The 15,617-nt window shown below is 35.2% G+C and carries 29 protein-coding genes and 1 pseudogene; all 30 read right to left on the reverse strand.

The features are described from left to right. Positions 1-191: 191 nt before the first annotated feature. Entirely contained in the window at positions 192-1,313 is a 1,122-nt protein-coding gene (carA, locus tag WFZ85_RS13455) for a glutamine-hydrolyzing carbamoyl-phosphate synthase small subunit (RefSeq protein ID WP_342696816.1), read from the reverse strand. Positions 1,314-1,624: 311 nt separating this feature from the next. Then, positions 1,625-2,065: pseudogene (rplQ, locus tag WFZ85_RS13460) on the reverse strand (50S ribosomal protein L17); the annotation flags it as partial. Between the two features lie 41 nt (positions 2,066-2,106). Then, a complete protein-coding gene (locus WFZ85_RS13465; protein ID WP_342696817.1) occupies positions 2,107-3,099 on the reverse strand; it encodes a DNA-directed RNA polymerase subunit alpha in 993 nt (330 codons plus the stop codon). Positions 3,100-3,120: 21 nt separating this feature from the next. Next, positions 3,121-3,726: a 30S ribosomal protein S4 gene (gene rpsD, locus WFZ85_RS13470; RefSeq protein WP_121312870.1), complete on the reverse strand. Its 606-nt coding sequence runs from the start codon at positions 3,724-3,726 to the stop codon at positions 3,121-3,123. An 82-nt stretch (positions 3,727-3,808) separates the two neighbouring features. Next, positions 3,809-4,192: a 30S ribosomal protein S11 gene (gene rpsK, locus WFZ85_RS13475; RefSeq protein WP_342696818.1), complete on the reverse strand. Its 384-nt coding sequence runs from the start codon at positions 4,190-4,192 to the stop codon at positions 3,809-3,811. 8 nt (positions 4,193-4,200) lie between these two features. Then, a complete protein-coding gene (gene rpsM, locus WFZ85_RS13480; protein WP_133533890.1) occupies positions 4,201-4,575 on the reverse strand; it encodes a 30S ribosomal protein S13 in 375 nt (124 codons plus the stop codon). A gap of 2 nt (positions 4,576-4,577) precedes the next feature. Continuing rightward, entirely contained in the window at positions 4,578-4,694 is a 117-nt protein-coding gene (ykgO, locus tag WFZ85_RS13485) for a type B 50S ribosomal protein L36 (RefSeq protein WP_081932050.1), read from the reverse strand. A gap of 11 nt (positions 4,695-4,705) precedes the next feature. Further along, on the reverse strand, positions 4,706-4,921 hold the full coding sequence (gene infA, locus WFZ85_RS13490; protein WP_007136545.1) for a translation initiation factor IF-1: 216 nt from the start codon (positions 4,919-4,921) through the stop codon (positions 4,706-4,708). A gap of 5 nt (positions 4,922-4,926) precedes the next feature. Then, positions 4,927-6,270 (reverse strand): preprotein translocase subunit SecY, encoded by a 1,344-nt coding sequence (gene secY, locus WFZ85_RS13495; RefSeq protein WP_342696819.1) that lies wholly within the window; start codon positions 6,268-6,270, stop codon positions 4,927-4,929. A gap of 10 nt (positions 6,271-6,280) precedes the next feature. Next, positions 6,281-6,733, reverse strand: a complete 453-nt coding sequence (rplO, locus tag WFZ85_RS13500) for a 50S ribosomal protein L15 (RefSeq protein ID WP_342696820.1) — start codon at positions 6,731-6,733, stop codon at positions 6,281-6,283. A gap of 11 nt (positions 6,734-6,744) precedes the next feature. Next, a complete protein-coding gene (gene rpmD, locus WFZ85_RS13505; protein WP_121312865.1) occupies positions 6,745-6,927 on the reverse strand; it encodes a 50S ribosomal protein L30 in 183 nt (60 codons plus the stop codon). A gap of 12 nt (positions 6,928-6,939) precedes the next feature. Beyond that, positions 6,940-7,464, reverse strand: a complete 525-nt coding sequence (gene rpsE / locus WFZ85_RS13510; protein ID WP_342696821.1) for a 30S ribosomal protein S5 — start codon at positions 7,462-7,464, stop codon at positions 6,940-6,942. A gap of 6 nt (positions 7,465-7,470) precedes the next feature. Continuing rightward, positions 7,471-7,824: a 50S ribosomal protein L18 gene (gene rplR / locus WFZ85_RS13515; RefSeq protein WP_342696822.1), complete on the reverse strand. Its 354-nt coding sequence runs from the start codon at positions 7,822-7,824 to the stop codon at positions 7,471-7,473. Between the two features lie 11 nt (positions 7,825-7,835). Beyond that, the gene (rplF, locus tag WFZ85_RS13520) at positions 7,836-8,378 is read right to left on the reverse strand and encodes a 50S ribosomal protein L6 (RefSeq protein WP_342696823.1); all 543 of its coding nucleotides are present in this window, start codon (positions 8,376-8,378) and stop codon (positions 7,836-7,838) included. 16 nt (positions 8,379-8,394) lie between these two features. Continuing rightward, positions 8,395-8,793 (reverse strand): 30S ribosomal protein S8, encoded by a 399-nt coding sequence (rpsH, locus tag WFZ85_RS13525; protein ID WP_342696824.1) that lies wholly within the window; start codon positions 8,791-8,793, stop codon positions 8,395-8,397. 106 nt (positions 8,794-8,899) lie between these two features. Continuing rightward, a complete protein-coding gene (gene rpsN / locus WFZ85_RS13530) occupies positions 8,900-9,169 on the reverse strand; it encodes a 30S ribosomal protein S14 (protein ID WP_342696825.1) in 270 nt (89 codons plus the stop codon). Positions 9,170-9,172: 3 nt separating this feature from the next. Further along, positions 9,173-9,724, reverse strand: coding sequence for a 50S ribosomal protein L5 (gene rplE / locus WFZ85_RS13535; protein ID WP_342696826.1), 552 nt, complete (start codon positions 9,722-9,724; stop codon positions 9,173-9,175). 2 nt (positions 9,725-9,726) lie between these two features. Continuing rightward, the gene (gene rplX / locus WFZ85_RS13540; protein WP_342696827.1) at positions 9,727-10,041 is read right to left on the reverse strand and encodes a 50S ribosomal protein L24; all 315 of its coding nucleotides are present in this window, start codon (positions 10,039-10,041) and stop codon (positions 9,727-9,729) included. Between the two features lie 12 nt (positions 10,042-10,053). Then, a complete protein-coding gene (gene rplN / locus WFZ85_RS13545) occupies positions 10,054-10,422 on the reverse strand; it encodes a 50S ribosomal protein L14 (protein WP_007803649.1) in 369 nt (122 codons plus the stop codon). A gap of 2 nt (positions 10,423-10,424) precedes the next feature. Further along, the gene (gene rpsQ, locus WFZ85_RS13550) at positions 10,425-10,685 is read right to left on the reverse strand and encodes a 30S ribosomal protein S17 (RefSeq protein WP_121312857.1); all 261 of its coding nucleotides are present in this window, start codon (positions 10,683-10,685) and stop codon (positions 10,425-10,427) included. A 16-nt stretch (positions 10,686-10,701) separates the two neighbouring features. Beyond that, positions 10,702-10,893, reverse strand: a complete 192-nt coding sequence (gene rpmC / locus WFZ85_RS13555; protein ID WP_342696828.1) for a 50S ribosomal protein L29 — start codon at positions 10,891-10,893, stop codon at positions 10,702-10,704. 13 nt (positions 10,894-10,906) lie between these two features. Further along, the gene (rplP, locus tag WFZ85_RS13560; protein ID WP_342696829.1) at positions 10,907-11,332 is read right to left on the reverse strand and encodes a 50S ribosomal protein L16; all 426 of its coding nucleotides are present in this window, start codon (positions 11,330-11,332) and stop codon (positions 10,907-10,909) included. Positions 11,333-11,351: 19 nt separating this feature from the next. Continuing rightward, complete coding sequence (gene rpsC, locus WFZ85_RS13565) at positions 11,352-12,113, reverse strand: 30S ribosomal protein S3 (protein ID WP_116725063.1); 762 nt, start codon at positions 12,111-12,113, stop codon at positions 11,352-11,354. An 8-nt stretch (positions 12,114-12,121) separates the two neighbouring features. After that, entirely contained in the window at positions 12,122-12,532 is a 411-nt protein-coding gene (rplV, locus tag WFZ85_RS13570) for a 50S ribosomal protein L22 (RefSeq protein WP_342696830.1), read from the reverse strand. A 6-nt stretch (positions 12,533-12,538) separates the two neighbouring features. Next, positions 12,539-12,817, reverse strand: coding sequence for a 30S ribosomal protein S19 (gene rpsS, locus WFZ85_RS13575; protein ID WP_007136562.1), 279 nt, complete (start codon positions 12,815-12,817; stop codon positions 12,539-12,541). A 10-nt stretch (positions 12,818-12,827) separates the two neighbouring features. After that, complete coding sequence (gene rplB / locus WFZ85_RS13580; protein WP_342696831.1) at positions 12,828-13,652, reverse strand: 50S ribosomal protein L2; 825 nt, start codon at positions 13,650-13,652, stop codon at positions 12,828-12,830. Between the two features lie 6 nt (positions 13,653-13,658). After that, positions 13,659-13,949 (reverse strand): 50S ribosomal protein L23, encoded by a 291-nt coding sequence (rplW, locus tag WFZ85_RS13585; protein WP_342696832.1) that lies wholly within the window; start codon positions 13,947-13,949, stop codon positions 13,659-13,661. Between the two features lie 6 nt (positions 13,950-13,955). Further along, positions 13,956-14,585, reverse strand: coding sequence for a 50S ribosomal protein L4 (gene rplD, locus WFZ85_RS13590; protein ID WP_342696833.1), 630 nt, complete (start codon positions 14,583-14,585; stop codon positions 13,956-13,958). Beyond that, complete coding sequence (rplC, locus tag WFZ85_RS13595) at positions 14,585-15,202, reverse strand: 50S ribosomal protein L3 (RefSeq protein WP_342696834.1); 618 nt, start codon at positions 15,200-15,202, stop codon at positions 14,585-14,587. The genes rplD and rplC overlap by 1 nt, the downstream gene beginning before the upstream one ends. Before the next feature lie 109 nt (positions 15,203-15,311). Then, on the reverse strand, positions 15,312-15,617 hold the full coding sequence (gene rpsJ, locus WFZ85_RS13600) for a 30S ribosomal protein S10 (protein WP_026710316.1): 306 nt from the start codon (positions 15,615-15,617) through the stop codon (positions 15,312-15,314).

Here is a 15,617-nt window from a genome sequence, read left to right on the forward strand (position 1 = left end):
AAATATATTTCAACTTTATAAATCACGTGGAGACTTTAACTAATAGTTATTAACTCAAACGTTTTAGTATTACCCTATATTAGACAAAGCATGTACATTTATGAGCAAATCGTTCTTCTATATTTACTATCCATATTCCCGCTTTTCGCGCTACATGGTAGCTAGCTTCAATCGGGGCTAAAATAAAAACCTTAAACCTCTTGTAAACTTTTGGCTTTTTTAATAGCGATAACAAAATCATCAAAAAGGTAAGAAGAATCGTGAGGACCAGGACTAGCTTCAGGATGATATTGTACCGAAAAAACATTTTTAGATTTCATTCGCATTCCTGCCACTGTGTTATCATTAATATGATAATGTGTAATTTCTAAATCAGCATGGTTTTCAAGTTCCTCTCTATTCACAGCAAAACCATGATTCTGAGAAGTAATTTCACCTTTACCCGTTAAAACATTCATCACCGGATGATTAATTCCTCGATGACCGTTAAACATTTTATAAGTAGAAACTCCATTAGCCAAAGCTAAAATTTGATGACCGAGGCAAATTCCAAAAACAGGTTTATCAGAGTTGATAATTTGATTTGCTACATCAATTACACCTGTCAAAGGTTCTGGATCACCAGGACCATTTGATAAAAAATAACCATCAGGTTTAAACGATTGTAATTCCTCAAAAGAGGCATTGTAAGGAAAAACTTTTATATAACAATCTCTTTTAGCTAGGTTCCTCAAAATATTTCTTTTGATACCAAGATCTAATGCAGCGATTTTAAAAGTTGCATTTTCATCACCAAAAAAATAAGGTTCAGTTACCGAAACAGTGGATGCTAATTCCAAACCTTTCATATCAGGAACCTTAATCAACAATGCTTTCAATTCATCTATTGAAGTTCCATCAGTGCAAATCACAGCATTTTGTGCACCATTATCTCTAATATAACTTACCAAAGCACGTGTATCAACATCTGATATACAAATCAAATTTTGTCTTTCAAAGTAATCATAAAGATTACTTTCGGAATTTGGCCTCGAATGGTTGAAGCTAAAATTTTTACAAACTAAGCCAGAAATCATAATTTTATCGGCTTCTACTTCTTCCGCATTTACGCCGTAATTTCCAATATGAGGATTGGTGGCCACCATAATCTGACCAAAATAAGATGGGTCAGTAAAAATTTCTTGATAACCCGTCATTCCAGTATTGAAACAAACTTCTCCAAATGTTTTTCCAGAAATACCAATTGATTTTCCGTAAAAAATGGTTCCGTCATTAAGTAGTAAAACAGCTTGAGGTCGTGTGGTGTATTTCATAGTAATGTGTTGTGTTTAGCAAATTTAAGTTTTAAAAAGTTGTGGACAAAAAAAAAGGATAAACAAAACGTTTATCCTTTATATTTAAATAGAAACAATCATTATGCTTGCTCTTCTTTAGACTCTTCATCTGCTGATGGCTCTTCTGGCGCAGAAGCTTGTTCTTCTTGCTCGCTAGTACTAGCATCTTCAACTTCTGCAACTGGTGCTTCAACGACATCAACAACTGGAGTTTCAATAACTTCTTCTACTGAAGCTTCAACAACATCAGCTACTAAAGCTGGTTGTTCTACAACAGCACCAGCGACAACAGGAGAAGCAGCTGGTGAAGATGACTTCTTAGCACGGCGCGTTCTACCTTTTTTCTCTTCTTTCTTACCACCATTATATAGCTCGTTGAAATCAACTAGCTCAATCATAGCCATATCAGCGTTGTCACCAAGACGATTACCCATTTTAATTATACGAGTATAACCTCCAGGACGGTCACCAACTTTAGAAGCAACTTCTCTAAATAGTTCAGTTACTCCATATTTATTTCTTAAATAAGCGAATACCACACGACGATTGTGAGTTGTATCTTCTTTTGATTTTGTCACTAATGGCTCAACAAATTGTTTAAGCGCTTTAGCTTTAGCAACAGTAGTAATAATACGTTTGTGCTCAATTAAAGAACAAGCCATATTAGCCAACATAGATTTTCTATGTCCAGTCTGTCTGCTTAAATGATTTACTTTTTTTCCGTGTCTCATTGCTATTATAAATTTAATCTTGTTTCAAGAACAAGACTTAATTATTCTTTATCTAATTTATATTTACCTAAATCCATCCCAAATGTTAAATTCTTGTTGGCAACTAATTCGTCTAACTCCGTTAGCGATTTTTTACCGAAATTACGGAACTTCATTAAGTCATTTTTATTGAAGGATACAAGATCTCCTAAGGTATCAACTTCTGCTGCTTTTAAACAATTTAAAGCTCTTACTGATAAATCCATATCAACAAGTTTAGTTTTAAGCAACTGTCTCATATGCAACGACTCCTCATCATAAGACTCAGTTTGAGCTATTTCATCTGCTTCCAAAGTTATTCTCTCATCTGAAAACAACATAAAGTGGTGAATTAGAACTTTTGCAGCTTCTGTTAAAGCATCCTTTGGATTAATCGAACCATCTGTTTTGATTTCAAAAACAAGTTTCTCGTAATCTGTCTTTTGCTCCACACGGAAGTTTTCAATTGAGTATTTCACATTCTTTACAGGTGTAAAGATTGAGTCAGTGAAAATAGTTCCGATTGCAGCATTCTGCTTTTTGTTTTCCTCCGCAGGAACATATCCACGACCTTTCTCAATAGACAATTCCAAATTCAGACCAACTTTATTATCCAAATTACAGATAACAAGATCAGGATTTAAAACCTGAAAACCTGAAATAAATTTTTGAAAATCGCCTGCTGTAATCTGATTTTTACCTGAAAGCGAAATAGAAACAGTTTCATTATCTACATCTTCAATTTGACGCTTAAAGCGCACTTGTTTAAGATTTAAAATAATCTCTGTTACGTCTTCAACAACTCCAGGTATAGTGGAAAACTCATGTTCAACACCGTCAATTCGAACTGATGTTATCGCATAACCTTCTAACGCAGAAAGTAGAACTCTCCTTAGTGCATTACCTACTGTCAATCCATATCCTGGTTCTAAAGGTCTGAACTCAAATTTCCCTTCAAAATCGGTTGAATCGATCATGATAACTTTATCGGGCTTCTGAAAATTAAATATTGCCATAATTTAGACTGATGTCAATTATTATTTGTTGTATAATTCAACGATTAACTGCTCCTTAATATTTTCTGGAATTTGAAGTCTTTGAGGAACAGAAACAAAAGTTCCTTCTTTTGTATCATTGTTCCAAGTAATCCACTCATAAACATGAGATGAATTTGCCAATGAACGCTCGATAGCTTCAACAGATTTAGATTTTTCACGAACAGCAACTTTATCACCTGGTTTCAAGTGGTAAGATGGAATATTAACCAATTCTCCATTCACAGTGATGTGTCTGTGAGAAACGATTTGTCTAGCTGCTCTTCTCGATGGAGCAATTCCCATTCTGAAAACCACATTATCTAATCTTGCTTCACATAATTGTAAAAGGATTTCACCCGTTACACCTTTAGAAGCAGCTGCTTTTTCAAAAAGATTTCTAAATTGTTTCTCTAAAATTCCATAAGAATATTTAGCTTTCTGCTTCTCCATTAATTGGACAGCATATTCAGATTTTTTACCTCTCTTTTTTGCCATACCATGTTGGCCTGGAGGGTAATTTCTTTTTTCGAAGGATTTATCTTCTCCGAAAATTGCTTCGCCAAATTTACGAGCAATTCTTGTACTAGGACCAGTATATCTTGCCATTTTAAATTGTTTTAAGATAGAGATTATGAATTCAGGTCAGAATCCTTCGATAATCTTACTTCTACCTTGATTATACTATAAATTAAACTCTTCGTCTTTTTGGAGGACGACATCCATTGTGTGGCATTGGAGTAACATCAACAATTTCCGTTACTTCAATTCCTGCATTATGTATAGACCTGATAGCAGATTCTCTTCCGTTACCTGGACCTTTAACATACACCTTTACTTTCTTAAGTCCAGCTTCTAATGCTACTTTACCACAGTCCTCTGCTGCCATTTGAGCTGCATATGGAGTATTCTTTTTAGAACCTCTGAAACCCATTTTACCTGCAGATGACCAAGAAATAACTTCACCTTTTTTGTTTGTTAACGAAATAATGATGTTGTTAAAAGTTGCATTAATATGCGCTTCGCCCGTTGATTCAACGATAACTTTACGTTTTTTTGTAGTCGCTTTAGCCATATTACTTATTATTTAGTTGCTTTTTTCTTGTTAGCAACAGTTTTTCTTTTCCCTTTTCTTGTTCTAGAGTTGTTCTTAGTTCTTTGTCCTCGTAATGGAAGACCTGATCTATGACGGATACCTCTATAACAACCAATATCCATTAAACGCTTAATGTGTAATGATACTTCTGAACGAAGCTCTCCCTCAATTTTGAAATAAGAAACCGCATCACGAATTCCTCCGATCTCGTCATCATTCCAATCTTGAACTTTTTTATCTTGACTAACTTGAGCTTTTTCTAAAATCTCAATAGCTCTACTTTTACCTATTCCGAAAATGTAGGTTAAAGCGATAACTCCTCTTTTGTTTTTTGGGATATCTACCCCTGCTATTCTTGCCATAACTATCCTTGTCTTTGTTTAAATCTAGGATTCTTTTTATTGATTACGTATAATCTGCCTTTTCTTCGTACAATCTTGCACTCGGCACTTCTTTTTTTAACTGATGTTCTTACTTTCATTTTGAATATCTTTAATATCTATAAGTAATTCTTGCTTTTGACAAGTCGTAAGGACTCATTTCTAATTTCACTTTGTCACCAGGTAACAATTTGATGTAATGCATACGCATTTTACCAGAAATATGAGCAATTACAATATGTCCGTTTTCTAACTCAACACGAAACATAGCATTTGATAGTGCTTCGATTATTGATCCGTCTTGTTCTATTGCTGATTGTTTTGCCATAAAAATTAAGCTACTGCTTTTCTATTTTTACCCGTTTTCATCAATCCATCATAGTGTTTATTCAGCAAATAAGAATTTATTTGTTGAATAGTATCAATGGCAACACCAACCATAATAATTAAGGAAGTACCACCATAAAACATCGCCCATGATTGTTGAACATCAAGACTAACAACAATTGCTGGGAACACAGCGATTAAAGCAAGAAATAATGAGCCAGGGAATGTTATCAGAGACATGATTTTATCTAAAAAATCGGCGGTATCAATTCCCGGCTTAACACCTGGAATAAAACCTCCGCTTCTTTTTAAATCATCAGCCATTTTATTAGTTGGAACTGTAATTGCTGTATAGAAGAATGTAAAAATCAAAATTAATGCAGCAAACACAACATTGTACCAAAAACCAAACATATCACTGAAGGTGCCCGCAATAGATTGCGAAGTCTCAGAATTTGATAGACCTGCTAAAGCAGCTGGAATAAACATTATCGCCTGCGCAAAAATAATTGGCATAACACCAGCCGAATTAAGTTTCAATGGTATCCATTGTCTGTTGCCACCCATCATATCTTGTTCAAAATCACCAGTGGTTGTACGACGAGCATATTGCACAGGTATTTTTCTAACAGCCATTACAAGTAAAACACAAGCAATAATAACAAGTAACCAAACGATTATTTCAAACACGAGCACCATTGGACCACCATTGTTATTTGTAACTTTGGAAGTGAATTCCTGAATTAATGCCTGTGGTAATCTTGCTAGTATACCAACCATAATAAGAAGTGAAATTCCGTTACCTATACCCTTATCTGTAATTTTTTCTCCTAACCACATCGCAAAAACAGTACCTGTAGTTAAAATCAACACAGATGAAAATAAGAATTGGAAAGAGTCAAAACCTAATAAAAAGGCATTACTTGGTAATGTAGAGTACAAGTTATAAATGTAACCCGGACCTTGAACAAGAGTAATAGCAATGGTGAGCCATCTTGTAATTTGGTTTAATTTTTTTCTGCCGCTTTCACCATCCTTCTGCAACTTTTGTAAATAAGGAATTGCGATACCCATCAACTGAACAACAATTGACGCCGAAATGTAAGGCATTATTCCCAGCGCAAGAACAGAAGCTTTCGAGAAAGCACCACCAGTAAACATATCTAGGATTGAACCAATCCCTTTCTCTGTTTGACCAGCTAAACTTTCTAATTGAGTGGCGTCAATACCAGGCAATGTAACATGAGCTCCAAACCGATATACTAGCAACAAACCAAGAGTAACCAAGATTCTGTTTTTTAGCTCTTCAATCTTCCAGACATTTTTTAACGATTCTAAAAAATTCTTCATTATATATCGATTATAATAATACTACTTCGCCTCCAGCAGCTTCGATAGCAGCTTTAGCGGTTGCAGTAAATTTATGTGCAGTTACTTTTAATTTTGATTTTAATTCACCTCCACCAAGAATTTTAACAAGCTCATTTTTTGTTGCTAATCGGTTTTCGACGAGAACTGCGAAATCAACAGTATCAGAAACAACACCGTTTTCCACTAGCAACTGAAGCGAATTAAGATTTATACCATGATATTCTTTACGATTGATGTTTTTAAAACCAAACTTAGGTACACGTCTTTGAAGAGGCATTTGCCCACCTTCAAAACCAATTTTCTTCGAATAACCAGACCTAGATTTCGCTCCTTTATGACCTCTAGCCGCCGTTCCACCTTTACCAGAACCTTCACCTCTACCAAGTCTTTTATTTTGGTTGTGTGTTGAACCTTCAGCAGGTTGTAAGTTACTTAAATTCATAACTATAATTGTTATTTAACTTCCTCAACGGAAACTAAGTGTTTAACTTTATTTATCATTCCAAGGATAGCTGGATTTGAGTCATGCTCAACAACTTGTCCCATTTTACGTAGACCTAAAGCTTCTAAACCTCTTTTTTGTGTAAGAGGACAGTTGATTTTACTTCTAACTTGTTTTACTAATAATTTAGCCATAATTTCCTTGAATTAACCTTTAAATACTTTTTCTAAAGAAATGCCTCTTTGCTTTGCAACAGTGACAGCACTTCTCATCTGCAACAATGCATCAAAAGTTGCTTTCACTACATTATGAGGGTTAGACGAACCTTGAGATTTTGACAATACATCGTGAATACCAACAGACTCAAGCACAGCGCGAACTGCACCACCAGCAATTACTCCAGTACCATGCGATGCAGGCATCAAATATACTGCTGCACCACCAAATTTACCTTTTTGTTCGTGTGGAACAGATTGTCCACTTAAAGGAATTCTAACCAAATTTTTCTTAGCATCTTCCACTGCCTTTGCAATAGCCTCAGAAACGTCTTTCGATTTTCCTAAACCGTGTCCAACCACACCATTTTCATCACCAACAACAACAATAGCAGAAAAACCAAATGCTCTACCTCCTTTTGTTACTTTAGTTACACGATTAACACTTACCAAACGATCTTTTAACTCAAGACCGCTAGGTTTTACTAACTCTACGTTTTTGTATCCGTTATACATAATTTCTTAGAATTTAAGTCCAGCCGCTCTTGCGCCTTCCGCTAGTGATTTAATACGACCGTGATATAAATAACCTCCTCTATCGAAAGTTACAGTTTCAAAGCCAGCCTTCAATGCTTTCTCAGCAACAAGTTTACCAACCGCAGTTGCGATTTCGATGTTTGTCCCTTTAATATCAGCTCCTTTATCTTTCGAAGAAGCGGCTAATAAAGTAACACCATTCACATCGTCGATAAGCTGTGCATAGATTTCCTTATTACTTCTAAATACAGAAAGCCTAGGATTGGTTGCTGTACCGCTAACAATCTTTCTAATTCTGAATCTAATTCTTTGTCTTCTTTCAGTTTTTGTTAATGACATAATGCTATATATTACGCTGATTTACCAGCTTTTCTTCTTAATACTTCACCAACAAACTTCACTCCTTTACCTTTGTAAGGCTCAGGCTTACGGAAACCTCTAATTTTTGCAGAGATTTGCCCTAAAAGCTGCTTGTCGAAAGATGTTAATTTTACAATTGGGTTTTTTCCTTTCTCAGAGATTGTTTCCAATTTTACTTCTGGAGCAACTTCCAAAACAATATTATGAGAAAAACCGAGAGCTAAGTCCAATTTTTGTCCTTGGTTAGAAGCTCTATAACCTACTCCAACTAACTCTAATTCTTTAGTAAAACCTTCAGATACACCAATAATCATATTGTTGATTAATGATCTATATAACCCGTGTTTTGCTCTATGATCTTTACTATCAGATGGCCTTTCTACTATTAGTTGACCTTCTTCAACATTCACTTTTACGTCTGCGTAATCTTGCGTCAGTTGACCTAATTTTCCTTTTACTGTTATAACTGTTTCACTAACTTCTACAGTTACACCAGCAGGAATTGAAATTGGATTTTTACCTATTCTTGACATTGTTTTACTGTATTAATTAGTATACGTAACATATTACTTCTCCACCAACATTTAAATGCTTTGCTTGTTTTCCAGTCATCAAACCTTTTGATGTGGAAACAATGGCAATTCCGAGTCCGTTTAGGATTCTCGGTATTTTTGAAGAACCAGCGTACTTACGTAAACCTGGTTTACTAATTCTTTGAATATCTTTTATTACTGACTCCTTGGTATCTTTATCATACTTTAAAGCAATTTTGATAGTACCTTGAACTGTACTATTTTCAAACTTGTAACTTAAGATATATCCTTGATCGAATAAAATTTTTGTGATTTCTTTTTTCAAATTAGAAGCAGGAATCTCAACCACTTTGTGGTTTGCCATCACTGCATTTCTAACTCTGGTTAGATAATCTGCAATTGGATCTGTATACATTTGTATAAATTTGCGGTTATGGTTTTCAAAACGTACTCACAATTCGAACCTTTAACCAATTAAAATTATTTTTTTCGGTTTGCAAAAGTAGTAATTTATATTGAAACTACCAAGAAGCTTTTTTCACGCCAGGAATTAATCCTTGATTTGCCATTTCGCGAAACGTTACACGTGAAATACCAAATTGACGCATGTAACCTCTAGGTCTTCCAGTAAGCTTACAACGGTTGTGCATACGAACTGGGGAAGCATTTTTAGGAAGCTTTTGCAATCCTTCATAATCCTTCGACTCTAATAAAGCTTTTCTTTTACTAGCATATTTAGCAACTGTTTTCTCTCTTTTAACCTCACGGGCCTTCATTGATTCTTTAGCCATAACTTAATTCTTTTTAAAAGGTAAACCTAATTCAGCCAATAATGACTTCGCTTCTTTATCTGTTCCAGCAGTAGTCACAAAAGTGATATCCATCCCTGCGATTTTATTCACTTTATCAATATCAATCTCCGGGAAAATAATCTGCTCAGTTACGCCAAGGTTGTAGTTACCTCTACCATCAAAACCTGTAGCCTTGATACCATTGAAGTCCCTGACACGTGGCAAAGACGATGTAATAAGTCTATCTAAAAACTCATACATTCTTTCACCTCTCAGAGTAACTTTAGCGCCAATTGGCATGCCTTTTCTCAATTTAAAAGAGGCAACATCCTTCTTAGAAATAGTGGAAACTGCTTTCTGACCCGTAATTTTTGTTAGCTCATCAACAGCGTAGTCCACTAGTTTTTTATCAGAAACTGCAGCACCAACACCACGGCTCAAAACGATTTTTTCCAATTTAGGAACCTGCATCACATTTTTGTAACCAAATTCTTCTTTAAGGGCAGCAATAACTCTGTCCTTATATTCTTGTTTAAGTCTAGGAATATATGCCATAACTATACTACTTGATTAGATTTTTTTGAAAATCTCACTTTCTTATCTCCATCTATCTTTACTCCAACTTTTGTTGCAGATTTTGATTTAGGATCAATCAATGCAAGATTTGAAATATGAATAGGAGCTTCTTTCTTAACAATGCCACCTTGAGGGTTTTTAGCACTTGGTTTTGTATGTTTCGAAACCATGTTGACACCTTCAACGATAGCTTTGTTTTTTTCACGGTCAACACGCAAAACTTTACCTTCAGAACCTTTATGGTCACCAGCAATAACTTTAACTGTGTCTCCTGACTTTATTTTTAGCTTTACCATCTTACTAACGAATTAAAGCACTTCTGGTGCTAGTGATACAATTTTCATGAATTGTTTTTCACGAAGTTCTCTTGCTACCGGACCAAAAACACGAGTTCCTCTCATTTCTCCTGCAGCGTTCAAAAGAACACATGCATTATCATCGAAACGGATGTAAGAACCATCAGCTCTTCTCACTTCTTTTTTGGTACGTACAACAACTGCAGTTGAAACCGCACCCTTCTTAACGTTACCGTTAGGTGTTGCATCTTTAATTGAAACTACAATTTTATCTCCAACAGAGGCATAACGACGTTTCGTTCCTCCTAATACACGGATAGTCAAAACTTCTTTTGCTCCTGTGTTATCTGCGACTTTAAGTCTTGATTCTTGTTGTACCATAATTATTTAGCTCTTTCAATGATTTCAACTAGTCTCCAACATTTAGTTTTTGATAAAGGTCTTGTTTCCATGATCTTTACTGTATCGCCAATGTTGCAATCGTTTGTTTCGTCGTGTGCATGAAACTTTTTAGTTTTTAACACGAACTTACCATATAATGGGTGTTTTACTCTAGTTACTTGTGCTACAACAATAGACTTATCCATTTTATTAGACGTAACCACACCAATTCTTTCTTTTCTTAAATTTCTTTTATCTTCCATTTTAGCTAGCATACAATTATTGTAACTCTCTTTTTGTTAGCTCTGTTGCTACTCTAGCAACGGCTCTTCTAGCACTTCTAATTTGAAGTGGATTCGCAATTGGAGAAATAGCGTGAGCATTTCTTAAATCTGAATACGTTTTTCTTAATTGCTTAAGTGTAACTTGTAACTCAGCTGCGGATAGATTTATAATTTCTGATTGTTTCATAATTAATTTTAGATTATGCTTCGAAATCTCTAGCAACTACAAACTTAGTTTTTACCGGAAGTTTTTGTGCTGCAAGACGCAAAGCTTCTTTAGCAACTGATAGAGGAACTCCACCAACTTCAAACATTATTCTTCCAGGTTTAACAATTGCAGCCCAGTACTCGACCGCACCTTTTCCTTTACCCATACGTACTTCAAGAGGTTTCTTAGTGATAGGTTTATCTGGAAATATATTAATCCATAATTGGCCTTCTCTTTTCATATATCGAGTGGCAGCAATACGCGCAGCTTCAATTTGACGAGAAGTAAGAAACATTCCATCTTCATGAACTGATTTAATCCCGAACATTCCGCTTGAAAGTTCATGCCCTCTTTGAGCATTTCCTTTCATTCTACCCTTTTGTACCTTACGATACTTTGTTCTTTTAGGCTGTAACATTTTTCTTTAATTTAAAAATTTACTTTCTTTTACGAGCATCTGGTTTACCACCTTTATTAAAAGGTTTTCTGTCTCCTCTTGGAGCGTCTCCACCTTTTCCACCACCAGTACCAGATTGTTTTTTATCCATACCTACAAGTGGAGAAAGATCTCTTTTTCCATATACCTCACCTTTCATGATCCATACTTTGATACCCATTCTACCATAAGTAGTATGCGCTTCAGCCAAAGCATAATCAATATCGGCTCTGAAAGTTGATAGAGGAATTCTTCCTTCTTTGAAACCTTCTGAACGTGCCATCTCTGCACCATTCAAACGACCAGAAATCAAAACTTTTATACCTTCAGCGTTCATACGCATAGAAGCAGCAATAGCCATTTTGATTGCACGTCTGTAAGAAATTCTGCTTTCGATTTGACGACAGATACTTGTTGCAACTAAATAAGCATCAAGTTCAGGTCTTTTGATTTCAAAAATGTTAATTTGAACCTCTTTGTCAGTAACTTTCTTAAGTTCTTCTTTCAACTTGTCTACCTCTTGCCCGCCTTTCCCGATAATAATACCTGGTCTTGCAGTAGTGATAGTAACGGTTACAAGTTTCAAAGTTCTCTCGATGATTACTTTTGATACACTAGCTTTTGATAAACGAGCATGAATATACTTTCTGATTTTATAATCCTCAGCGATTTTGTCACCGTAATCATTTCCACCATACCAGTTTGAATCCCATCCTCTGATGATACCAAGTCTGTTTCCTATTGGATTTGTCTTTTGTCCCATCTTAATTATTAATTTGCTTGTGTGTTATCATTAGCTCCTAACACGATTGTCACGTGGTTTGAACGCTTTCTAATTCTGTGTGCTCTTCCTTGTGGTGCTGGACGAAGTCTTTTTAACATCATTCCACCGTCAACACGGATTTCTTTTATAAATAAGCCTGCTTCAGAAACATTTCCATCTACATTTTTCTGCTCCCAATTATTGATTGCAGATAATACTAATTTCTCTAATTTTCTTGAAGCTTCTTTAGTGCTGAATCTTAAAATATTCAACGCTCTTTCCACTTTCTGACCTCTTACCAAGTCTGCTACTAAGCGCATTTTTCTAGGTGAAGTAGGGCAGTTATTTAATTTAGCAAAAGCTATAGACTTATTAGCCTCTTTTCTTGCGTCTGCTGTTTCTCTTTTACGAACTCCCATTGCTTCTTATTTTTTACCTTTATTTTTTGCTCCAGCGTGACCTCTAAAAGATCTTGTTGGTGAAAACTCTCCTAATTTGTGTCCTACCATGTTCTCAGTTACATAAACTGGAACAAATTGACGACCATTGTGTACTGCGATAGTTTGTCCTACGAAATCTGGTGTAATCATTGAAGCTCTAGACCATGTCTTAACAACTCCTTTGTTTCCTCCAGCAATATTTTCTTGAACTTTTTTATCTAATTTGTAGTGTACAAAAGGTCCTTTTTTTAATGAACGTGCCATGTCTATCTAATTATTTCTTTCTGCGTTCAACAATATACTTATTACTCGGGTTAACTTTAGAACGAGTTCTATAACCTTTAGCAGGAAGACCTTTTCTAGAACGTGGATGACCTCCAGATGAACGTCCTTCACCACCACCCATTGGGTGATCGACAGGGTTCATTGCTACCGGTCTTGTTCTTGGTCTTCTACCCAACCATCTAGTTCTACCTGCTTTACCAGATACAATTAATTGGTGGTCAGAGTTTGATACTGCTCCGATAGTTGCAGAACAAGTCAACAAGATTAACCTTGTTTCACCTGAAGGCATTTTAATCGTAGCATATTTTCCATCTCTTGCCATTAATTGAGCAAATGTTCCAGCGGAACGAGCTATTGTAGCTCCCTGACCTGGACGCAATTCAATACAAGAAATAACTGTTCCCAATGGAATTTTACTTAATGGTAAAGTATTTCCAATTTCAGGCGAAGCAGACTCACCTGATAAAACTGTTTGTCCTACTTGTAAACCGTTTTGAGCAATAATATATGTTTTCTCTCCATCAGCATACCACAATAATGCGATAAAAGCAGTTCTGTTTGGATCATATTCTATCGATTTAACAGTAGCCGGAATTCCAACTTTCGTTCTTTTAAAATCAATGATACGATACCTTTGTTTGTGACCACCGCCTGTATAACGCATGGTCATTTTTCCTTGACTATTTCTACCACCTGAGTTTTTTATCGGTGCGATTAATGAACGCTCCGGCTTATCAGTAGTGATGGCGTCAAAACCATTCACAACTCTAAAACGCTGACCAGGGGTAATAGGTTTTAATTTTCTAACTGACATTTTCTATTAGATATTATTATAAAAATCTATTGTTTCTCCTTCTTTTACTTGAACGATAGCTTTTTTATAGCTATTAGTTTTTCCATTGATTAAACCACTTTTTGTATATTTTGTAGTTCTATCAGCTCTATAGTTCATTGTGTTTACATCAACAACAGAAATTCCATAAGCAGCTTCTACAGCTTTTTTAATTTGAACTTTGTTTGCTTTTTTGTCAACAACAAAACCAAAACGATTGAAAATCTCACCTTCTTTGGTGATTTTTTCTGTTATGATAGGTTTAATTATGATACTCATGATCTGTTATTTGCTTAAATTTTCAACAATTCCCTCTAAAGAACCCTCAGATAAAACTAAATTATTTGCATTTAAAATTGCATAAGTACTTAATTCTGAGCTTGTTACAACGCTAGAGGCTTTCAAATTGCGTGACGACAAATATACATTTTTATTTGATTCACCCAACACAAATAAAGATTTTTTGTTTTCTAATCCTAAAGCTTTCAAAACATTGATGAAATTTTTAGTGTTTGGGGCTTCAAAATTGAAATCTTCTACCACTACTAAATTTGACTCTTTTGCTTTAATTGAGAAAGCAGATTTTCTTGCTAATCTTTTTAAGTTTTTGTTCAATTTGAAAGAATAGCTTCTTGGTCTCGGACCAAAAACAGTTCCTCCGCCTTTGAACAATGGACTTTTCTTAGATCCTGCACGAGCAGTACCTGTACCTTTTTGTTTTTTAATCTTACGAGTACTTCCCGCTACTTCAGCTCTTTCTTTTGCTTTGTGGGTTCCTTGTCTTTGATTTGCTAAATATTGTTTAACATCAAGATATACTGCATGATTATTTGGCTCAATGCCGAATACTGAATCAGAAAGTTGAACTTTTCTTCCAGTATCTTTTCCGTTGATATCTAAAACTTTTGCTTCCATTACTTCTGAATGATTACATAAGAGTTTTTGCATCCAGGAACAGCTCCTTTAACAAGAAGTAAATTCTTTTCAGAAACTACTTTCAAAACTCTAAGATTTTGTACTTTCACATTTTCTCCACCCATTCTTCCTGCCATTCGCATACCTTTAAATACACGAGATGGATAAGAGGATGCTCCTACAGAACCTGGCGCTCTCAAACGGTTGTGTTGACCATGTGTTGCTTGTCCAACCCCACCAAAACCGTGACGTTTTACAACACCTTGAAAACCTTTACCTTTTGATACACCTTGTACATCAACAAATTCTCCTTCGCTGAATACTTCCACGGTGATGTTATCACCTAATTTGTAATTTTCTTCAAACCCTTGGAATTCAACGACTTTCTTTTTTGCAGAAGTTCCCGCTTTTTTAAAGTGACCTAAATCAGCTTTAGTAGCGTGTTTTTCTGTTTTGTCATCGAAACCAAGTTGAAGAGCTTCATACCCGTCAACCTCTTTGGTTCTGACTTGGGTAACGACACAAGGTCCAGCTTCGATTACTGTACAAGGAATGTTTTTCCCGTTTTCATCGAAAATGCTAGTCATGCCGATTTTTCTTCCAATTAACCCAGACATAGTAAACTAATTATTAATTAATAAATTTTTGTTATTCAATTATAAAGAATTAAGTATTAGACTATTTTTCAACACTCTAATACTTAAAACTTTAACTTTTAAAGAGTACTTATACTTTAATTTCTACTTCAACACCGCTTGGCAACTCTAATTTCATAAGAGCATCAATAGTTTTTGAAGATGAAGAGTAAATATCTAATAATCTTTTATAAGAACTTACTTCAAACTGTTCTCTCGCTTTTTTATTAACGTGTGGAGAACGTAATACAGTAAATATTTTTTTGTGTGTAGGTAACGGAATAGGACCTGTTACAACAGCACCTGTGCTTTTCACAGTTTTTACGATTTTCTCTGCTGATTTATCAACCAACATATGATCGTAAGACTTTAATTTTATTCTAATTTTTTGACTCAT

Source organism: Flavobacterium aureirubrum, assembly GCF_038739835.1.
GTDB classification, from domain to species: domain Bacteria; phylum Bacteroidota; class Bacteroidia; order Flavobacteriales; family Flavobacteriaceae; genus Flavobacterium; species Flavobacterium aureirubrum.

What these genes read in the sequence shown, in the direction of transcription:
- WFZ85_RS13465 (WP_342696817.1), bottom strand. Translation starts at nt 3,099, where the DNA reads ATGGCAATATTTAATTTTCAGAAGCCCGATAAAGTTATCATGATCGAT.
- rpsQ (WP_121312857.1), bottom strand. Translation starts at nt 10,685, where the DNA reads ATGGAAGATAAAAGAAATTTAAGAAAAGAAAGAATTGGTGTGGTTACG.
- secY (WP_342696819.1), bottom strand. Translation starts at nt 6,270, where the DNA reads ATGAAGAATTTTTTAGAATCGTTAAAAAATGTCTGGAAGATTGAAGAG.
- rplN (WP_007803649.1), bottom strand. Translation starts at nt 10,422, where the DNA reads ATGGTACAACAAGAATCAAGACTTAAAGTCGCAGATAACACAGGAGCA.
- ykgO (WP_081932050.1), bottom strand. Translation starts at nt 4,694, where the DNA reads ATGAAAGTAAGAACATCAGTTAAAAAAAGAAGTGCCGAGTGCAAGATT.
- rplB (WP_342696831.1), bottom strand. Translation starts at nt 13,652, where the DNA reads ATGTCAGTTAGAAAATTAAAACCTATTACCCCTGGTCAGCGTTTTAGA.
- carA (WP_342696816.1), bottom strand. Translation starts at nt 1,313, where the DNA reads ATGAAATACACCACACGACCTCAAGCTGTTTTACTACTTAATGACGGA.
- rpsM (WP_133533890.1), bottom strand. Translation starts at nt 4,575, where the DNA reads ATGGCAAGAATAGCAGGGGTAGATATCCCAAAAAACAAAAGAGGAGTT.
- rplR (WP_342696822.1), bottom strand. Translation starts at nt 7,824, where the DNA reads ATGTCATTAACAAAAACTGAAAGAAGACAAAGAATTAGATTCAGAATT.
- rpsE (WP_342696821.1), bottom strand. Translation starts at nt 7,464, where the DNA reads ATGTATAACGGATACAAAAACGTAGAGTTAGTAAAACCTAGCGGTCTT.
- rpmD (WP_121312865.1), bottom strand. Translation starts at nt 6,927, where the DNA reads ATGGCTAAATTATTAGTAAAACAAGTTAGAAGTAAAATCAACTGTCCT.
- rpsS (WP_007136562.1), bottom strand. Translation starts at nt 12,817, where the DNA reads ATGGCACGTTCATTAAAAAAAGGACCTTTTGTACACTACAAATTAGAT.
- rplX (WP_342696827.1), bottom strand. Translation starts at nt 10,041, where the DNA reads ATGGTAAAGCTAAAAATAAAGTCAGGAGACACAGTTAAAGTTATTGCT.
- rplC (WP_342696834.1), bottom strand. Translation starts at nt 15,202, where the DNA reads ATGTCTGGGTTAATTGGAAGAAAAATCGGCATGACTAGCATTTTCGAT.
- rpsH (WP_342696824.1), bottom strand. Translation starts at nt 8,793, where the DNA reads ATGTATACAGATCCAATTGCAGATTATCTAACCAGAGTTAGAAATGCA.
- rplE (WP_342696826.1), bottom strand. Translation starts at nt 9,724, where the DNA reads ATGGCATATATTCCTAGACTTAAACAAGAATATAAGGACAGAGTTATT.
- rpsJ (WP_026710316.1), bottom strand. Translation starts at nt 15,617, where the DNA reads ATGAGTCAAAAAATTAGAATAAAATTAAAGTCTTACGATCATATGTTG.
- rpsC (WP_116725063.1), bottom strand. Translation starts at nt 12,113, where the DNA reads ATGGGACAAAAGACAAATCCAATAGGAAACAGACTTGGTATCATCAGA.
- rpmC (WP_342696828.1), bottom strand. Translation starts at nt 10,893, where the DNA reads ATGAAACAATCAGAAATTATAAATCTATCCGCAGCTGAGTTACAAGTT.
- rpsN (WP_342696825.1), bottom strand. Translation starts at nt 9,169, where the DNA reads ATGGCTAAAGAATCAATGAAGGCCCGTGAGGTTAAAAGAGAGAAAACA.
- rplO (WP_342696820.1), bottom strand. Translation starts at nt 6,733, where the DNA reads ATGAATTTAAGTAACTTACAACCTGCTGAAGGTTCAACACACAACCAA.
- infA (WP_007136545.1), bottom strand. Translation starts at nt 4,921, where the DNA reads ATGGCAAAACAATCAGCAATAGAACAAGACGGATCAATAATCGAAGCA.
- rpsK (WP_342696818.1), bottom strand. Translation starts at nt 4,192, where the DNA reads ATGGCTAAAGCGACTACAAAAAAACGTAAAGTTATCGTTGAATCAACG.
- rplP (WP_342696829.1), bottom strand. Translation starts at nt 11,332, where the DNA reads ATGTTACAGCCTAAAAGAACAAAGTATCGTAAGGTACAAAAGGGTAGA.
- rpsD (WP_121312870.1), bottom strand. Translation starts at nt 3,726, where the DNA reads ATGGCAAGATATACTGGTCCTAGTACAAGAATTGCTCGTAAATTTGGC.
- rplF (WP_342696823.1), bottom strand. Translation starts at nt 8,378, where the DNA reads ATGTCAAGAATAGGTAAAAATCCAATTTCAATTCCTGCTGGTGTAACT.
- rplV (WP_342696830.1), bottom strand. Translation starts at nt 12,532, where the DNA reads ATGGGAGTTCGTAAAAGAGAAACAGCAGACGCAAGAAAAGAGGCTAAT.
- rplD (WP_342696833.1), bottom strand. Translation starts at nt 14,585, where the DNA reads ATGGAAGCAAAAGTTTTAGATATCAACGGAAAAGATACTGGAAGAAAA.
- rplW (WP_342696832.1), bottom strand. Translation starts at nt 13,949, where the DNA reads ATGAGTATCATAATTAAACCTATCATAACAGAAAAAATCACCAAAGAA.